Genomic DNA, 18228 nt, shown 5'->3' with positions numbered 1-18228 from the left:
TAGTATAGCCTTGAGGTCAAATTCACGTCGTTAGGGTTTTCTACGGTCGCCTGAGCTTTGGCGGCGTCAGGGGTTTTTTCAATGGCCACAGCACCGCAATCGCCTTCCCTGCTCGGTCGCCGAGGCAGGTTGTCGCTGGACGAGATGCTGGCCGCCCTGGTGGTCACCGGGCATATCTCCGGCGACGATGCGAAGAACGTCCGCATGGGCTCGCGCTCGGGCCGCAGCACGGTCGAGCTGCACCCGCTGGTGATCATCGCCAATGCGAAGTTGCCGAATCTGCGCGAACCGGGCCGACCGCTGAGCGCCGAGGCACTGACCGAATGGCTGGCGGCCCAGGCCGATCTGCCGTACATGAAGATCGACCCGATGAAGATCAACGTGGCTGCCGTAACCCAGGTGGTAAGCCACGCCTACGCGATACGCCACAAGATCCTCCCCGTGGCGGCGGCCTTGGGCGAGGTGACCTTCGCTACCTGCGAACCGTTCGACGCAGCCTGGGCCACCGATCTTTCGCACATGCTCCGGCGCGAAGTATCGCGCGTCGTCGCCAATCCGCTGGATATCAACCGCTACCTGCAAGAGTTCTATGGTGTCCAACGCTCGATCCAGATGGCGCAGGACGCCAAGAACGCGGCGGGCGGCTATGACTCGTCGGCGATTCTCAACTTCGAACAGCTGGTGGAGCTGGGCAAGAGCGGCGAAGTCGGCGCGGACGATCGCCACGTCGTGCATATCGTCGACTGGTTGCTGCAATACGCGTTCGAGCAGCGCGCGTCCGATATTCATCTGGAACCGCGGCGCGATGCCGGCAAGTTGCGTTTCCGCATCGACGGCATCATGCACAAGGTGTTCGAGTTACCGCCGCCGGTGATGACCGCGGTGACGGCGCGCATCAAGATTCTTTCGCGCCTGGACGTGGCCGAAAAGCGCCGCCCGCAGGACGGTCGCATCAAGACGCGCTCGTCGGCCGGCCGCGAAGTCGAACTGCGTATCTCGTCCATGCCGACCGCGTTCGGCGAGAAGATGGTGATGCGTATCTTCGACCCGGACATCGTCGCCAAGGATTTCTCCCAGCTCGGCTTTTCGCCGACCGAGGACGCGATCTGGCGCGGCATGGTCGAACGCCCGCATGGCATCGTGCTGGTCACCGGTCCGACCGGCTCGGGCAAGACCACCACGCTGTACTCGACCTTGAAGCATCTGGCCACGCCGTCGATCAATGTCTGCACGGTGGAAGACCCGATCGAAATGGTCAGTCCCGAGTTCAACCAGATGCAGGTGCAGCCGGCGATCGATCTCGACTTCGCCGCCGGTGTGCGCACCTTGTTGCGCCAGGACCCGGACATCATCATGGTCGGCGAGATTCGCGACCTGGAGACCGCGCAGATGGCGGTGCAGGCTTCGCTGACCGGCCACCTTGTGTTGTCCACGCTGCACACCAACGACGCGCCCAGCGCGGTGACGCGACTGCTCGATCTTGGCGTGCCGCATTACCTGATCCAGTCGACCCTGACCGGCGTGGTGGCGCAGCGCCTGGTGCGTACGCTGTGCCCGCACTGCAAGCAGGAAACCACGCAGGATCCGCACGAATGGGTCGCGCTCACGCATGGCTGGGATTTGCCGGTGCCGGAGAAAGTGTTCAAACCGCTCGGCTGCCTGGAATGCCGTCATACGGGTTTCATGGGACGCACCGGCGTGTATGAAATGATGCCCATGTCCACGCGCCTGCGCGGGTTGATTACACCGCAGCTCGATCTGGCCAAGCTGGGTGGCGCCGCGTTAAGCAGCGGCATGCAACCTTTGCGCATTTCCGCCGCGGCCCAGGTCGCGCGCGGCGTGACCACGGTGCAGGAAGTACTCACCGTTCTGCCGCCGATCGAGACGGAAATCGACGAGACGAAGTAACCGCTACACCTTTAATAGACAGACACCATCCATGAAGCCCGTTTTGATCATCCGTACCGGCCGCGCGCCCGACACCATTCGTGCACGCTTTGGCGACTTCCCGCATTGGTTCCGTGTTGGCGCGCAGCTGGCGCCGCAACACGTCCGCGTTGTCGACGTCGAGGCCGGCGAGCAGCTGCCGCCGCCCAAGGATGTCGCCGGCGCGTTGATTACCGGCTCGGCGTCCATGGTGACCGAACGTCTGCCGTGGAGCGAACAGACCGCCGGATGGATTCGCGATGCGATGGATGTCGAGCTGCCAATGTTCGGCGTCTGCTACGGTCATCAGTTGATGGCGCATGCACTGGGCGGCCGTGTCGACTACTTGCCCGGCGGCCGCGAGATCGGTACGGTATCGCTTGAAGCCGTTGGCGACGTGACCCAGGATCCGCTTGCTGCCGCGCTCCCTGCGCAGTTTCGCGCACACGCCACGCACGAGCAGTCCGTGCTGGAAGCGCCTAAGGGTTCGCAGTCGCTATTGCGCAGCGACCGCGATCCGAACCACCTGCTGCGCTACGGGTCGAACGCGTTGAGTGTTCAGTTCCATCCGGAGTTCAACGCCGATGTAATGCGCGCTTATATCCATCGCAAGCGCAACGATATGCATCGCGAAGGTTTCGATCCGCACCATACCTTCAGGCAGGTTGCAGCGACGCCGATCGCGCGTCGGTTACTGCGGCAGTTCGCGCGGCATCATGGATTAGCTGCGCAGCGCTGATCGTTGCGCGGCCATCGTCAGCGTCTTGGCGGCATCGGAAACGGCGTAACCACTTTCTGACCATCGCTGGCATCGCGAATGGCTAGCGGGCCTTTGCGCTCGACTTCCTCGATGCGCACGACCGATTGCATCGGCAGATGCAGTACGCGCGTGTCCTGGAACTCCTCGCGCAGTCGTTCTTCGGTGGGGTCGACGACGATGCCTTCGCCCGCCGGCTCGAACACCAGTTCGCCGACTTCAGTAAAGCCCCATAGCCCGCTTGATGCCAAGTGACGAGCGTAGAGCTCGTAGCATTTGCCCAGGTGCAGGAAGGTCACCTTGTAGAGTTTCTTTGTACGCATGGTGGCCATTTTAACCGCGCAGCCGTCGAGCGATGGCAGGCTTGCACAGCAGCGCGAAGACGATGCCGAAGAGAAAGCCGGCAATATGCGTCCACCACACGACCAGGCCGTAGCTGGGACCGGCATAGCTGAAGAGCAGCTGCAACAGCACCCAGATGCCGATCAGCAGAAAGGCCGGGATACGTACGAATTCGAGATACAGGCCCAGCGGCAGCACGAGGCCGAGGCGAGTTCGCGGAAACAATGCGATGTATGCGCCAAGGATGGCCGATACCGCGCCGCTGCAGCCAATGATCGGTGAGCGCACACCCGCCAGGGACAGGGCGCCGACCAGGTTGGCGATCGCGCCGCCGATAAGGAACAGGGCCAGGAAACGCATCGAACCCAGCGCTCTTTCGGCGGGGAGGCCGAAAATCACCAGGAAGAGCAGGTTACCGAGCAGGTGCAACCACGCCAGGTGGATAAACAATGCGGTGATCAAACGCAGCAAGGACGGATCATGCAACTGCTGCAGGATCGGTTCTTTGGCGTCGAACACGTTAGCGGGTACGGTGCCCCATTCGAGCCACATCGACACCCGTTGTGGCCCGGGCATCAACGCGAACATGACGAAGCTCACCACGCATACGATGACCAGCAAGACCGTCGCCCATTGCGGCCGGACGCGCCGGCGAGTTTCGACATGGACGAACACGGGGAGGTACTCCGCAGGATGGACAGGGCAGTCGCATCATAGGGGAAACCGTCGTGTGGGCGGGGGTGGAAAGGGCTTATTGCTCCGGGTCTGGGTCCAGTTCCACATGCGTGCCATTGAAATGTGCCGTCGGCGTGGGATAGGTCTTGATGGTCAGGCGATTACCGAGGCGGGTTTCGCTGACTTTGAAGGGGTCGATCCTATGCGTCCCGTTGAACCATAAGCGATTGTCCGGGCCGGTAAACGTGATTCGCAGCAGCATGGAGTCGCGCTGATTTTCTGCTTCCCAGATATCCCCTCGCATCAGCGTGCCCCGCGGCTCACCGAAAGCGCTTCGGGTCGGATCGTAGAAATGGATGGCCGGTTCACTTGGTGGGGAGGCCTGCTTAAAACTCGCCAAAGGCTGATGGCAAAGCTGTATTTGTTCGCTGTAGAGGGGATTTCCGTCGAGTTTCATCCTCACGTTGATCCACGTTCCATTCGCGCACTCGTGCCAAACCAGGTCGGTTGGGTGCGTGTCCGCGTGGGCGCCATTGATCAGCAGTAGCGTGACTATGAAGAGGGAGAAGAGTGGGGCGCGTGCCATGCGTATCGCCTGATGACCGACTGTCTCCGGGAACGCGGGTAGAGGGCTTTTGTTGACGGTTGCCTTTGGGCATTCGTCGATGGCCGGGTGCGCGGTAATGTTGGGAGGGTGCGGTCGCGACTGAAGTCGCTCCTACAAGCTAGCCGTGCCTGCCTGAGTTTGTAGGAGCGACTTCAGTCGCGACGGGAGCGCGTGGTCGGGAAGGGAACCCCGAGTAGCCTCAGCCTCCCCGAGTCGTCATCCCGGCGCAGGCCGGGATCCAGTGACGTCGGTTTCTGGTTGTCGCGATCGAGCCGATGCGTGTTGGCTCTTGCGATAACCGATCACAAAGTCACTGGGTCCCGGCCTTCGCCGGGATGACGAGTGGGGAAGGTCGATGTTGCGATGCAGGTCTTCGACTTGCACAGCAACAAAGAAAAACCCGCCTCGATAACGAGACGGGTTTTTAAATAAAGCCCCTGGCGGTGACCTGTTGCAGTGCGGGTCTGCGACCCGAACCGCAACAAAAGAAAAACCCGCATCGATTGATGCGGGTTTCTCAGTATAAAGCCCCTGGCGGTGACCTACTCTTGCATGGGCAATGCCACACTACCATCGGCGCAGCTGCGTTTCACTTCCGAGTTCGGGATGGGATCGGGTGGGACCACAGCGCTATAGCCGCCAGGGAAAGGGTTGGATCAGCGCTTTAAGCGCCAGATCCAATGAGGTGTAAACGAGTGACAAGCGTCTGGTGAATTGAGATGTTTCGTTGAGGCTTCGTGTTACGAAGCGTCTTGGGGTTATATGGTCAAGCCTCACGGCTCATTAGTACACGTAAGCTCAATGCATTGCTGCACTTCCACACCGTGCCTATCAACCACCTAGTCTTGATGGTGCCTTAAGGAGAGTCGAGCTCTCGGGAGATCTCATCTTGGGGCGTGCTTCCCGCTTAGATGCTTTCAGCGGTTATCACTTCCGTTCGTAGCTACCGGGCAATGCCATGGGCATGACAACCCGAACACCAGCGGAACGTCCACTCCGGTCCTCTCGTACTAGGAGCAGCCCCCCTCAAATCTCCAACGCCCACGACAGATAGGGACCGAACTGTCTCACGACGTTCTGAACCCAGCTCGCGTACCACTTTAAATGGCGAACAGCCATACCCTTGGGACCGGCTACAGCCCCAGGATGTGATGAGCCGACATCGAGGTGCCAAACACCGCCGTCGATATGAACTCTTGGGCGGTATCAGCCTGTTATCCCCGGAGTACCTTTTATCCGTTGAGCGATGGCCCTTCCATACAGAACCACCGGATCACTAAGACCTACTTTCGTACCTGCTTGATCCGTCGATCTCGCAGTCAAGCACGCTTATGCCTTTGCACACAGTGCGCGATGTCCGACCGCGCTGAGCGTACCTTCGTGCTCCTCCGTTACTCTTTAGGAGGAGACCGCCCCAGTCAAACTACCCACCATACACGGTCCCTGATCCGGATTACGGACCTAGGTTAGAACGTCAAGCACTTCAGGGTGGTATTTCAAGGATGGCTCCACCGAAACTGGCGTCTCGGTTTCGTAGCCTCCCACCTATCCTACACAGAAGAACTCAACGTTCAGTGTAAAGCTATAGTAAAGGTTCACGGGGTCTTTCCGTCTTGCCGCGGGAACGCTGCATCTTCACAGCGATTTCAATTTCACTGAGTCTCGGGTGGAGACAGCGCCGCTGTCGTTACGCCATTCGTGCAGGTCGGAACTTACCCGACAAGGAATTTCGCTACCTTAGGACCGTTATAGTTACGGCCGCCGTTTACTGGGGCTTCGATCAAGAGCTTCGCCTTGCGGCTGACCCCATCAATTAACCTTCCAGCACCGGGCAGGCGTCACACCCTATACGTCCACTTTCGTGTTTGCAGAGTGCTGTGTTTTTGATAAACAGTCGCAGCGGCCAGGTTACTGCGACCCTTCTCAGCTCAGCTACGCATGTAGCCACCAAAAAGGGCGCACCTTCTCCCGAAGTTACGGTGCCATTTTGCCTAGTTCCTTCACCCGAGTTCTCTCAAGCGCCTTGGGATTCTCACCCTGCCTACCAGTGTCGGTTTACGGTACGGTTTCTCTGTAGCTGAAGCTTAGTGGCTTTTCCTGGAAGCGTAGTATCAGTCACTTCGTCCTAATGGACTCGTCTCGGTGCTCGGCATAAAGCATCCCGGATTTGCCTAAGATGCATGCCTACCGCCTTTCCCCAGGACAACCAACGCCTGGTAGACCTAACTTTCTCCGTCCCCACATCGCACTACAGACAAGTGCTGGAATATTAACCAGCTTCCCATCGACTACGCATTTCTGCCTCGCCTTAGGGGCCGACTCACCCTGCGCCGATGAACGTTGCGCGAGGAAACCTTGGGCTTTCGGCGTGGGGGCTTTTCACCCCCATTATCGTTACTCATGTCAGCATTCGCACTTCCGATACCTCCAGCAGACTTTACAATCCACCTTCACAGGCTTACGGAACGCTCCTCTACCGCGCACACATAGTGTGCACCCCGAGCTTCGGTGTATAGCTTAGCCCCGTTAAATCTTCCGCGCAGACCGACTCGACCAGTGAGCTATTACGCTTTCTTTAAAGGGTGGCTGCTTCTAAGCCAACCTCCTGGCTGTCTATGCCTTTCCACATCGTTTTCCACTTAGCTATAACTTTGGGACCTTAGCTGCGGGTCTGGGTTGTTTCCCTTTTCACGACGGACGTTAGCACCCGCCGTGTGTCTCCCGTACATTCTGTCCTGGTATTCGGAGTTTGCCATGGTTTACTAAGCCGCGATGGCCCGCTAGCCATAACAGTGCTCTACCCCCAGGAAGATTCATACGAGGCGCTACCTAAATAGCTTTCGAGGAGAACCAGCTATCTCCGAGTTTGTTTAGCCTTTCACTCCTATCCTCAGCTCATCCCCATCTATTGCAACAGATGTGGGTTCGGTCCTCCAGTGCGTGTTACCGCACCTTCAACCTGGCCAAGGATAGATCACTCGGTTTCGGGTCTACTGCCAGAGACTATGCGCCCTATTCAGACTCGGTTTCCCTTCGCCTCCCCTATACGGTTAAGCTTGCCACTGACAGTAAGTCGCTGACCCATTATACAAAAGGTACGCAGTCACCCTTGCGGGCTTCCACTGCTTGTACGTATACGGTTTCAGGGTCTATTTCACTCCCCTCTCCGGGGTTCTTTTCGCCTTTCCCTCACGGTACTTGTTCGCTATCGGTCGGTCAGGAGTATTTAGCCTTGGAGGATGGTCCCCCCATGTTCAGACAAGGTTTCACGTGCCTCGCCTTACTCAATTTCATGCACGGTGCCCTTTCGCCTACGGGGCTATCACCCGCTACGGCTGGCTTTTCCACACCATTCGACTAAAACACTGTGCACTTTTGGGCTAGTCCGCGTTCGCTCGTCGCTACTGACGGAATCTCGGTTGATTTCTTTTCCTTCAGGTACTTAGATATTTCAGTTCCCTGAGTTCGCTTCCATGAGCTATGTATTCACTCATGGATACTCCTTACGGAGTGGGTTTCCCCATTCGGACATTACCGGATCAAAGCTTGTTGCCAGCTCCCCGATACTTTTCGCAGGCTGCCACGTCCTTCATCGCCTCTGACCGCCAAGGCATCCACCGTATACGCTTAATTCGCTTGACCATATAACCCCAAGTCGCCTCAGGATTAATGCCAATCGCATTTCGCTTTACTTGCCTCAACGACACATCTCGATTCGGTTTCGAACCAAGACGCTTGTCACTCGTTTACATTTTCAAAGAACACGACATCGGCCTCAACGCCGATACGTTTCAATAAATCTTTTGTGTGCGCTACACATCCAAATCGCTTCAGATCGCTTTCGAACTGGTGGAGCCAGTCAGGATCGAACTGACGACCCCCTGCTTGCAAAGCAGGTGCTCTCCCAGCTGAGCTATGGCCCCATGAACTAAGGGTCCTTCCCAATAATGGTGGGTCTAGGTGGACTCGAACCACCGGCCTCACCCTTATCAGGGGTGCGCTCTAACCACCTGAGCTACAGACCCATAAAGCTTCTCGGCCTTATAGGCCTCGCGCTCTATCGCGCGGTTTGGATGTGCAGGTGTCTTGTGTGGACGTCTTGACGTTGGACGTCTGTCGTTTCTTGAAAGGAGGTGATCCAGCCGCACCTTCCGATACGGCTACCTTGTTACGACTTCACCCCAGTCATGAACCACTCCGTGGTCGTCGTCCCCCTTGCGGTTAGACTAACGGCTTCTGGAGCAACTCACTCCCATGGTGTGACGGGCGGTGTGTACAAGGCCCGGGAACGTATTCACCGCAGCATAGCTGATCTGCGATTACTAGCGATTCCGACTTCATGGAGTCGAGTTGCAGACTCCAATCCGGACTGGGATCGGCTTTCTGGGATTAGCTCCACCTCGCGGTATTGCAACCCTCTGTACCGACCATTGTAGTACGTGTGTAGCCCTGGCCGTAAGGGCCATGATGACTTGACGTCATCCCCACCTTCCTCCGGTTTGTCACCGGCAGTCTCCTTAGAGTTCCCACCATTACGTGCTGGCAACTAAGGACAAGGGTTGCGCTCGTTGCGGGACTTAACCCAACATCTCACGACACGAGCTGACGACAGCCATGCAGCACCTGTGTTCTGATTCCCGAAGGCACTCCCGCATCTCTGCAGGATTCCAGACATGTCAAGGCCAGGTAAGGTTCTTCGCGTTGCATCGAATTAAACCACATACTCCACCGCTTGTGCGGGCCCCCGTCAATTCCTTTGAGTTTCAGTCTTGCGACCGTACTCCCCAGGCGGCGAACTTAACGCGTTAGCTTCGACACTGATCTCCGAGTTGAGACCAACATCCAGTTCGCATCGTTTAGGGCGTGGACTACCAGGGTATCTAATCCTGTTTGCTCCCCACGCTTTCGTGCTTCAGCGTCAGTGTTGATCCAGATGGCCGCCTTCGCCACTGATGTTCCTCCCGATCTCTACGCATTTCACCGCTACACCGGGAATTCCACCATCCTCTATCACACTCTAGCTCGCCAGTATCCATTGCCATTCCCAGGTTGAGCCCGGGGATTTCACAACAGACTTAACGAACCGCCTACGCACCCTTTACGCCCAGTAATTCCGATTAACGCTTGCACCCTTCGTATTACCGCGGCTGCTGGCACGAAGTTAGCCGGTGCTTATTCCTCAGGTACCGTCAGCCCCATAGGGTATTAACCCGTGGTATTTCGCTCCTGATAAAAGTGCTTTACAACCCGAAGGCCTTCTTCACACACGCGGCATTGCTGGATCAGGCTTGCGCCCATTGTCCAATATTCCCCACTGCTGCCTCCCGTAGGAGTCTGGGCCGTGTCTCAGTCCCAGTGTGGCTGATCATCCTCTCAGACCAGCTATCGATCGTCGCCTTGGTGAGCCATTACCTCACCAACTAGCTAATCGAACATCGGTCCATCCAACCGCGCGAGGTCTTTCGATCCCCCGCTTTCTCCCGTAGGACGTATGCGGTATTAGCGTAAGTTTCCCTACGTTATCCCCCACGTCTGGGCAGGTCCCGATGCATTACTCACCCGTCCGCCACTCGCCACCCACAGTATTGCTACTGCTGTGCTGCCGTTCGACTTGCATGTGTTAGGCATGCCGCCAGCGTTCAATCTGAGCCAGGATCAAACTCTTCACTTAAGTTTTCGATGGCCGAAACCATCTATCTTTCTGAAGCGTTAGTCCTAACCATAAACGTCAAGCTTTTGAATTGACTCTTAGGTTAGACGCTTGCATTTGTTGGACAGATTTTCCGCCCAACGCAAGACGCCCACACAAGTCACCTGCGCACACTGTCAAAGATCTCAACCACTTGCGTCCGATTTCTCGATCCGCTTCGGAACATTTCGTCCCGAGTGAGCCGCCCATATTACATCGTTTTTCCTGTCCGTCAACACCCTGAAGAAGATGAATTTCAGCGGGGGAGTTGCCGTTGCAGGGGATGCTGCGGCGGGAGGCGAATAATAGGGAGGGGCCCCATTTTTGACAAGCGATTTTTCGAAAATTTCTCGAATTTTTTTCACTTGCTTCGCTAAGCGCTTGTTCTCGCAAGACACAAGCATCGAAGCGCGCGACACACACGTCGCGCACTCCATGGATCAGTGCTACTTACTTGAGCAACACGCGCGCAAAGTTGCGCTTGCCAACCTGCAGCACCGCTTCGAAACCGGGCACGAATATGCGCTGCGCGTCTTCGACCACTTCTGCATTGATGCGCACGGCGCGCTCTTTGATCTTCTGATTGGCTTCGCTGTTGCTCGACGCCAGACCCGCAGCCTTCAACAGCGCGGCCAGACGCAAGCCTTCAGCGGGCACGGATACTTCGGTAAGCGGCAACAGACTGGTATCGCCCTCCCCGCGCACCACCGCATTCCAGCCGGCAATCGCCTGCTCCGCCGCGGCCGCATCGTGGAAACGCGTGGCCAGCTCGCGCGCCAGGCGCATCTTGGCGTCGCGCGGGTTGAGCGCGCCGCTGGCGATGTCCTGCTTCATCCGGGCCATTTCCTCCAGCGACACATCGAAGCTGAGCAGCTCGAACCAGCGCCACATGAGCTCGTCGCCGATCTTCATCGTCTTGGTGACGATATCGATCGCCGGCTCGTTGATGCCGATGTAGTTGCCCAGCGACTTGGACATCTTGTTGACGCCATCGAGGCCTTCGAGCAGCGGCATGGTCAGTACGATCTGCGGCGGCTGGCCGTGGTGCTCCTGCAGCGCGCGACCCATCAGCAGGTTGAACTTCTGGTCGGTACCGCCGAGCTCGACGTCGCACTCGAGCGCGACCGAGTCGTAGCCCTGCACCAATGGATAGAGGAACTCATGGATCGCGATCGGCTGCTGCGCGGCGTAGCGCTTGGCGAAATCGTCGCGCTCGAGCATGCGCGCCACGGTGTGCTGGGCGGCCAGCTTGATCATGTCGGCGGCGGTCATCTTGCCGAACCACTCCGAGTTGAAGCGCAGTTCGGTCTTGTCCCGGTCCAGCACCTTGAAGACCTGCTCGGCATAGGTCTCGGCATTGGCCAGGACGTCCTCGCGGGTGAGCGGCTTGCGGGTGACGTTCTTGCCGGTCGGATCGCCGATCATGCCGGTGAAGTCGCCGATCAGGAAAATGACCTGGTGGCCCAGGTCCTGGAACTGGCGCATCTTGTTGAGCAGCACGGTGTGGCCCAGGTGCAGATCCGGCGCCGTCGGGTCGAAGCCCGCCTTGATCCGCAACGGCCGGCCACGCTTGAGCCTCTCGACCAGTTCTTCCTGCTTGATGATTTCGTCCGCGCCGCGCGCAATCGTGGCCAGCGCCTGGTCGAGCTCGTTCATGGTGTCCTCTATATGTAACGCGGCGCGCCGGCGGGCGCCGGCACGATCACAAAGGTGAATAGGGTTAATTGTGCGTTAACCCAAAACATAGCGCAAACCCTTGATCGAAAAGGCGTTGACGTCGTTTGCACAGGGCCGTTATGGTACGCGCCATTACATAATTTGTACCGCGGGGCATACAGGGCATGGGTGAGGGCAGCAAGATCGCGCGCGCGGCGCGAAAAGAAGCCATTCGTCGCAAGGCGCAGCGCCGTCACTCTCACTTTTACGAACGTGTCTCGCATTGGTCTTTTGGTCACCACAGCGAAGAGCCGATCCATTGGCATCGTGAGCGCTGGGTCCTCGCCGGGACGGCCGTGCTGATTACCGCGCTTTCCGGTTTCATCATTCCCGCATGGGCGAGTGCGATGCGTCCGCCGGCCGTTCCGGCCGCCCATTCCCTGCTGCCGTTGGCCCTGCCCAAGGCCGATACGGTGGTGCATCAGACTCCGACCGTCGAAGACTGGCACATCGTGCAGGTGCAGCCGGGCCAGACCCTGTCCGACATCTTCCAGAGCCAGGGTCTTAGCCTGACCGACCTGCAGCACGTGGTGGACCAGGCCGGCGATGCCAAGGCGCTGCACAATATCAAGCCCGGCCAGGAATTCGACTTCCTGCTCGGTAGCGACGGTAGCCTCAGGGGCATTCGTTTCGACAAGGACGAAAGCAGCCGCGCAACGGTCCGTTTCGATGGTGCCAAGCCCACGATGGTCGCGCAGACGCGCGAAGTGGAGCGTCGCGAACACATCGCCCACGGCGTGATCGACAGCTCGCTGTTCGCCGCCGGCTCCAAGGCCGGTATGAGCAACGCCATGGTGCTCAAGCTCGCCGAACTCTTTAAATACGACATCGACTTCGTGCAGGACCTGCGCGAAGGCGACAGCTTTACCCTGGTCTACGACGACGTGTATCGCGACGGCGCCTATCTGCACGAAGGCGACATCGTCGCAGCCGAATTCGTCAACCAGGGCAAGCGCTACACTGCGTATCGCTTCAAGAAGGACGACGGCAACTACGGCTGGTTCAGCGAAGACGGCCGCCCGATCCAGAAGTCTTTCCTGCGTATTCCGGTCGACTTCACGCGTATCTCCTCCACCTTCAGCGCCGCGCGTTTCCACCCGATTCTGGGCAAGATGCGCGCGCACAAGGGCGTGGACTATGCCGCACCGACCGGCACGCCGATCCACGCCGCGGGCGATGGCGTGATCAAGTTCAAGGGCTGGATGAACGGTTACGGCAACTTCGTGATCATCCAGCACAACGGCAGCATCAGCACCGCCTACGGTCACATGTCGAAGTTCGCCAACGAGAAAGTCGGCCAACGCGTGACCCAGGGTGCAGTGATCGGCTTTGTCGGCATGACCGGCCTGGCCACCGGCCCGCATCTGCATTACGAATTCCGTATCAACAACGAGCAGCGCGACCCACAATCGGTCACCTTGCCCAAGCCCGAGCCGATGAGCGGTGTACAGCTGGCGAAGTTCAAGGCGCAGGTCGTGCAGCCGCAGCTGGCTCGCCTGAAGACACTCGACGCCAACATGAAGATGGCCCGCGTCGGCAGCTCGTCGCGCAACGACGACTAAGCCCCGCACGTGGATGACGCTTCATCGCTCTATCTTGGGCTGATCTCCGGCACCAGCGCGGACGGTATCGACGCCGCGCTGGTTCGCTTCGAAAACGATCGCCCGCAGCTTGTCGCCGCACTCACCCATCCCTGGCCTGACGATCTGCGCGAACGCATTCTGCGCGTGGCGCAGGATGAAGAGCGGCTGGATCTGGATGCCTATGGACGACTCGATGTCGCTATCGGGCAGCAGTTCGCGCATGCCGCGCTGGCGGTGCTCGGACAAAGCGGCGCGGACGTGGTGACCGTACGGGCCATCGGCTCGCATGGCCAGACCTTGCGCCACCGCCCGAGCGGCGCGCAGCCATTTACCCTGCAGGTAGGCGACGCCTCGGTGATCGCCGAGCGCTGCGGCATCGATGTGGTCGCTGATTTCCGCCGTGCCGATGTCGCCGCGGGTGGCCAGGGCGCGCCCTTGTTGCCTGCCGTGCACGCGATGTTGTTGTCGATGCCGGGGCAATGCCGGGTGGTGCTCAATCTGGGCGGTATCGCGAATATCACCGTGCTCGGTGCGCACGGTGACGTGTTCGGCTTCGACACCGGGCCGGCGAACGGCTTGATGGACGCCTGGCATCTGCGTCATCGCGGCGCGGCATTCGATCAGGATGGTGCGTTCGCGGCAACCGGGCAGGTGGACGCTGCCTTGCTCGATGCGTTGCTGGCCGATCCGTATTTCGCATTGCCGCCACCCAAGAGCACGGGGCGCGAGCATTTTCATCTGACCTGGCTGGACGCGCATGCACACGTCGCCGGTTTGTCGGTAGCCGATGTCCAGGCCACCTTGCTGGAGCTTTCCGCGCGTAGTGTCGCCGATGCGATCAAACGCTATGCGCTCGATGCGGTGGATGTACTGGCTTGCGGCGGCGGCGTGCACAACGGCGCGCTGATGCGGCGGCTTGCCGAACTGCTGTCGCCCTGCGTGCTGCAAAGCACGGCTGCTTTCGGTGTCGATCCGGATTATCTGGAGGCCACGGCGTTTGCCTGGCTGGCTCGGCAGCGATTGTTGGGATTGCCGGGGAATTTGCCGGCGGTTACCGGGGCGCGTGGGGCTCGGGTGTTGGGGGCTGTGTATTTGGCGCCGCGGGGTTGATGGAATAAGGAGTTTCCTGCGAGCGTTTGCCCCCTCACCCCAGCCCTCTCCCACGGCAGAGCCAGGGGAGAGGGCTGGGGTGAGGGGGGCTTCCGGCGGCGACTACTTCTCCGCCAACGTACTCGAAGGCGCCACCGACAACGCCTGCACGGCCTCCTGAAACGCGGCTTTCTCTTCCGCATCCCATTGCCCGCTCAAGATAGTCAGGTCGCCCGGATCGAGCATCGTCTCGGCAAACACATTGCCGGCCACGGCCATACCAAGGCCATGCCGCAGCGCGTGCAGCACCACGTCATTGATCGACCACTGACGCTCCTTGGCCAGCTGCTTGATGCGGTCGGCCATCAGGCTGTCGATGTGGCGTATGGTGAGATCCGGCACGACTCTGCCCCGCGTAACTGACTGGGCCCCTGTGAGCAACATGGTGGCACAGGTGGGCGTGGGGTATGCAAGCGCCCTTTAGCCGGTTTTGAGCTTGTCGTCGTAACGCGGCCACAAATAAAGAAACAGGGCGCCGGCCGGCAGCAGCGATAGCACGGTAATGATGAAAAACATGCCGTAGCCGGTGGCCATGGCGATGCCGCCAGCGAAAAAGCCAAGCAGTTTCCCGGGCAAATTGACCATCGAGCTCAACAACGCGTACTGGGTGGCCGTGTGCTGCTTGTTGACCAGCGACGACAGGAAGGCCACGGTCGGCGGCCCGAGCACGCCCAGGGTGAGGTTTTCCCCGGAGATCACCAGGGTCAGCACCACGATATTGCCGGGATGGGCAATCAGGAACAGATACAAGAGGTTACTGGCACCGGCCAGGACGATCGCCGCGCCCAGCGGACGCCATGCGCCCCAGCGAGCCACCGCCGCGCCGCCGATAAACGTGCCGACGATCCCGATCCAGATGCCGTAGATCTTGGTCACGGTGGCGATCTGGGTCTTGTCGAAACCCATATCCCGATAGAACGGGCTCATGACGCCGCCGATGGTGGCCTGCTCGGGAATCTTGAACAACAGGATGAAAGCCAGCGTGACCAGGGCCAGGACCCAGCCGTATCGGCGAAAGAAATCGGCAAACGGGTCGACGATGCTCTCGCGCATCGCCTCGCCCCAGCTGCGTGGCGCGGTGCGCAGGACCTCGGGCTCGCGCGCGAGCAGGGTCGTGGCGATCGGAATCAGCATCGCCACCGCCATGCCTAGATAGACCACGCGCCAGGGCAAGTGATCGGCCGCGATCAGGGCAAGCGCGCCGGCCACGATCAGGGCGATGCGATAGCCGAGCGAATACGTTGCTACCAGCGCGCCCTGCGCCTCCAGCGGCGCGATCTCGATACGGTACGCATCCACCGCGATGTCCTGCGTGGCGCCGAAGAACGCCACGACCAGGGTGGCGGCAACAAAGAGCGGAAGCTGGGCCGGCGTAAGCAAGGCCATCGCGATCAGGCCGGCGGTAACGCACAACTGCGCGAACAATAGCCAGCCGCGCCGCTGTCCCAGGCGCGCAAAACCCGGCAACCGCCAATGATCGAGCAACGGCGCCCAGACGAACTTGAACGCGTATGTCATGCCGGCGCTGGCGATCATCGTGATGTCCTTGAGCACGATGCCGTTTTCTTTCAACCAGTACGCCAGCGTGCCGGCGACCAGCAGGAACGGCAGGCCCGAGGAAAACCCGAGGAACGCCATCGTCCACGCCGATGGCTGGGTAAAGGCCTGCCAGATCGAAGGCTTGCTGGGCTTCGCAGCCGGCTCAGTCGGCATAGTCGACGATATAGGGCGCGTGGTCGGAGAAACGTTCGTCGCGGTAGATCGAGCAGGACTTCAGGCGATCGCGCAAGGAAGGCGTCACCACCTGGTAGTCGATACGCCAACCCACGTTGTTCGCACGCGCCTGGCCACGATTGGACCACCAGGTGTATTCGACCGCGTCCGGCTTGATCGCACGGAAGCTGTCGACCCAGCCGCGCTGCTGGAACAGCAGATCCAGCCACGCGCGCTCTTCCGGAAGACAGCCGGAGTTCTTCTGGTTGGAACTCCAGTTCTTGATGTCGTTCTTGGTGTGGACGATGTTCCAGTCGCCGCAGATCACGTAGTCACGGCCACTCTTGAGCCATTCGTCGAAGATTGGCGTGATCCATTCCATCACCTTGAACTTGAACTGCTGGCGTTCGTCGCCGGACGAACCGGAAGGGACGTAAAGCGATACCACGCTGAGATTGCCGAAGCGCGCCTCGATATAGCGCCCTTCGCTGTCGAACGGCTCCCAGCCCAGCGAGGTACGCACTTCGTCCGGCTCGCGTTTGGCGTAGATCGCCACGCCGCTGTAGCCCTTCTTGCTGCTCGCATCACGATAGAAACAATGATGTCCATCGGGCCGGAACATCGGATCGCTGAGCTGGTCTTCCTGCGCCTTGGTTTCCTGCAGGCAGACCACGTCGGCCTTCTGCTTGCGCAACCACTCGAACACGCCCTTGGTGCCGGCCGAACGGATGCCGTTGGCGTTGAGGCTGATGATGCGCATGCACGCTCTCCTGCAATCACAAAGGAATGCGTCATCATACCAACCATGTCCAGCCCCCCTGCCATCCGCGTGATGCTCGCCGAACCGCCTTTGCACGCCGAGCTCCTGAAGCTGCGCGTACGGCCGGATCAGGACGAATTCGTCAGCCCGGTTGCCGTGACCTTGGCCGATTCCCTTTTATGCGAAGGCAGCGAGCCCATGGCGATCCTGCTGGGAGACGAGCCGATCGGCTTCTACCGGCTCGAAGAAAGCGTGCGCAGCATTGCCGGGCACGATATGGACTATCCCGCCTTGGGCCTGCGTTCGTTCTTTATCGACCGGGATTGGCAAGGCCGTGGCTGGGGCCGTGCCGTGATGACCGCAGTGATCGGCGACGTGGAAACGCGGCACCCTGCGATCGAGGCGTTGGTTCTTACCGTCAATTGCCGCAATGCGGCGGCCTTGGCGTTGTACCTGCGCGCGGGCTTTGTCGATACCGGCGAACTGCATCTGGGTGGGCGATCCGGGCCGCAACACCTGCTAGTGCGTAAACTACGCATCTGACTACTCCACTTCCGGCGAGACCACCCGTGCACGACTACCAGCGCGACTTCATCGAACTCACCTTGCAGCGCGATGTGCTGCGCTTTGGCGAATTTACGCTCAAATCAGGCCGCCAGAGCCCGTATTTCTTCAATATGGGGCGCATCGATTCGGGTGCGGCGCTGGCCCAGCTGGGCCGCTCCTACGCGGCGGCCGCGGTCAATTCCGGCGTGGCGTTCGACATGTTGTTCGGTCCGGCATACAAGGGCATTGCCCTGGCAGCGGCCACGGCCATCGCGCTGGCCGACGGCCATCAGAAAGACCTGCCCTGGGCCTATAACCGCAAGGAGGCCAAGGATCATGGCGAAGGCGGCGTCCTGGTCGGCGCGCCACTGAAGGGTCGCGTCCTGATCGTCGACGATGTGATGACCGCCGGCACCGCGGTGCGCGAGTCGCTTGCCTTGATCCGCGCCCAAGGCGCCACACCCGCCGGCGTGCTGATCGCGCTGGACCGGCAGGAACGCGGCCAGGGCGAACTGTCCGCCGCACAGGAAGTTACCGCCGAATTCGGTATTCCGGTGATCGCCATTACCGGCCTGGACAATGTCCTGGCCTATGCCGGCGAGCGCCCTGAACTGGCGGCCGAGCATGTGCGCCTGATGGCCTATCGCGAGCGCTACGGCGTCACCGGCTGATTTGAACCGCGTCACAAGCCACGGCCGACCGCCAGTAACGAGGTAGGTCGGCCTTCGTCCCCGTGGCTATACTGGCTGCGATCCAAGGGGACAC

Annotated in this window: 13 protein-coding genes, 2 tRNA genes and 3 rRNA genes; 6 read left to right on the top strand and 12 right to left on the bottom strand. The window is 59.9% G+C overall.

Annotated features, from left to right (window positions below; translation table 11 throughout):
- Positions 1 to 81: 81 nt before the first annotated feature.
- Both QMG46_RS04975 and QMG46_RS04970 read left to right on the top strand, forming a co-directional pair.
- Positions 82 to 1908, top strand: coding sequence for a type IV pilus assembly ATPase TfpB (locus tag QMG46_RS04975; protein ID WP_281851379.1), 1827 nt, complete (start codon positions 82 to 84; stop codon positions 1906 to 1908).
- Positions 1909 to 1939: 31 nt separating this feature from the next.
- Complete coding sequence (locus QMG46_RS04970) at positions 1940 to 2665, top strand: glutamine amidotransferase (RefSeq protein WP_281851378.1); 726 nt, start codon at positions 1940 to 1942, stop codon at positions 2663 to 2665.
- A gap of 17 nt (positions 2666 to 2682) precedes the next feature.
- Here QMG46_RS04970 and QMG46_RS04965 read toward each other — a convergent pair whose 3' ends face one another.
- The 9 genes from QMG46_RS04965 to tyrS all read right to left on the bottom strand — a co-directional run bounded on the left by QMG46_RS04965 (position 2683) and on the right by tyrS (position 11652).
- Positions 2683 to 3006 carry a DUF1820 family protein gene (locus tag QMG46_RS04965; RefSeq protein ID WP_281851377.1) on the bottom strand — a complete coding sequence of 108 codons (324 nt, stop codon included), beginning with the start codon at positions 3004 to 3006 and terminating at the stop codon, positions 2683 to 2685.
- 10 nt (positions 3007 to 3016) lie between these two features.
- Positions 3017 to 3700 carry a rhomboid family intramembrane serine protease gene (locus QMG46_RS04960; RefSeq protein ID WP_281851376.1) on the bottom strand — a complete coding sequence of 228 codons (684 nt, stop codon included), beginning with the start codon at positions 3698 to 3700 and terminating at the stop codon, positions 3017 to 3019.
- A 76-nt stretch (positions 3701 to 3776) separates the two neighbouring features.
- Entirely contained in the window at positions 3777 to 4286 is a 510-nt protein-coding gene (locus QMG46_RS04955) for a hypothetical protein (protein WP_281851375.1), read from the bottom strand.
- Positions 4287 to 4836: 550 nt separating this feature from the next.
- Positions 4837 to 4951: ribosomal RNA gene (rrf, locus tag QMG46_RS04950) — 5S ribosomal RNA — on the bottom strand.
- A 118-nt stretch (positions 4952 to 5069) separates the two neighbouring features.
- Positions 5070 to 7949, bottom strand: a 23S ribosomal RNA gene (locus QMG46_RS04945).
- A 205-nt stretch (positions 7950 to 8154) separates the two neighbouring features.
- Positions 8155 to 8230 (bottom strand) — tRNA-Ala (locus tag QMG46_RS04940).
- A gap of 25 nt (positions 8231 to 8255) precedes the next feature.
- Positions 8256 to 8332, bottom strand: a tRNA-Ile gene (locus QMG46_RS04935).
- A gap of 101 nt (positions 8333 to 8433) precedes the next feature.
- Positions 8434 to 9978: ribosomal RNA gene (locus QMG46_RS04930) — 16S ribosomal RNA — on the bottom strand.
- Together the 16S, 23S and 5S rRNA genes with 2 tRNA genes alongside form the textbook arrangement of a ribosomal RNA operon.
- A gap of 468 nt (positions 9979 to 10446) precedes the next feature.
- A complete protein-coding gene (gene tyrS / locus QMG46_RS04925) occupies positions 10447 to 11652 on the bottom strand; it encodes a tyrosine--tRNA ligase (RefSeq protein ID WP_281851374.1) in 1206 nt (401 codons plus the stop codon).
- Between the two features lie 185 nt (positions 11653 to 11837).
- Here tyrS and QMG46_RS04920 point away from each other — a divergent pair, with 185 nt between their 5' ends.
- Positions 11838 to 13274, top strand: a complete 1437-nt coding sequence (locus QMG46_RS04920; RefSeq protein ID WP_281851373.1) for an OapA family protein — start codon at positions 11838 to 11840, stop codon at positions 13272 to 13274.
- A 9-nt stretch (positions 13275 to 13283) separates the two neighbouring features.
- On the top strand, positions 13284 to 14405 hold the full coding sequence (locus QMG46_RS04915) for an anhydro-N-acetylmuramic acid kinase (protein ID WP_281851372.1): 1122 nt from the start codon (positions 13284 to 13286) through the stop codon (positions 14403 to 14405).
- Positions 14406 to 14507: 102 nt separating this feature from the next.
- Here the strand turns inward: QMG46_RS04915 and QMG46_RS04910 are convergent, their stop codons facing one another.
- From QMG46_RS04910 to QMG46_RS04900, 3 genes are all read right to left on the bottom strand, one after another.
- Entirely contained in the window at positions 14508 to 14786 is a 279-nt protein-coding gene (locus tag QMG46_RS04910; RefSeq protein WP_281851371.1) for a hypothetical protein, read from the bottom strand.
- Positions 14787 to 14864: 78 nt separating this feature from the next.
- Positions 14865 to 16082: an AmpG family muropeptide MFS transporter gene (locus QMG46_RS04905; protein ID WP_281852807.1), complete on the bottom strand. Its 1218-nt coding sequence runs from the start codon at positions 16080 to 16082 to the stop codon at positions 14865 to 14867.
- Between the two features lie 64 nt (positions 16083 to 16146).
- Positions 16147 to 16917 carry an exodeoxyribonuclease III gene (locus QMG46_RS04900; protein ID WP_281851370.1) on the bottom strand — a complete coding sequence of 257 codons (771 nt, stop codon included), beginning with the start codon at positions 16915 to 16917 and terminating at the stop codon, positions 16147 to 16149.
- Between the two features lie 45 nt (positions 16918 to 16962).
- On the opposite strand from QMG46_RS04900, the gene QMG46_RS04895 reads away from it, so the two are divergent.
- Both QMG46_RS04895 and pyrE read left to right on the top strand, forming a co-directional pair.
- The gene (locus QMG46_RS04895; RefSeq protein WP_281851369.1) at positions 16963 to 17460 is read left to right on the top strand and encodes a GNAT family N-acetyltransferase; all 498 of its coding nucleotides are present in this window, start codon (positions 16963 to 16965) and stop codon (positions 17458 to 17460) included.
- A gap of 26 nt (positions 17461 to 17486) precedes the next feature.
- Positions 17487 to 18134, top strand: coding sequence for an orotate phosphoribosyltransferase (gene pyrE, locus QMG46_RS04890; protein ID WP_281851368.1), 648 nt, complete (start codon positions 17487 to 17489; stop codon positions 18132 to 18134).
- Positions 18135 to 18228: the final 94 nt, after the last annotated feature.

Source organism: Dyella sp. GSA-30 (assembly GCF_027924605.1).
Lineage (GTDB): Bacteria > Pseudomonadota > Gammaproteobacteria > Xanthomonadales > Rhodanobacteraceae > GSA-30.
The sequence above is the reverse complement of the archived record's forward strand: the minus strand, read 5'-3'. Positions and strand labels throughout refer to the sequence as shown.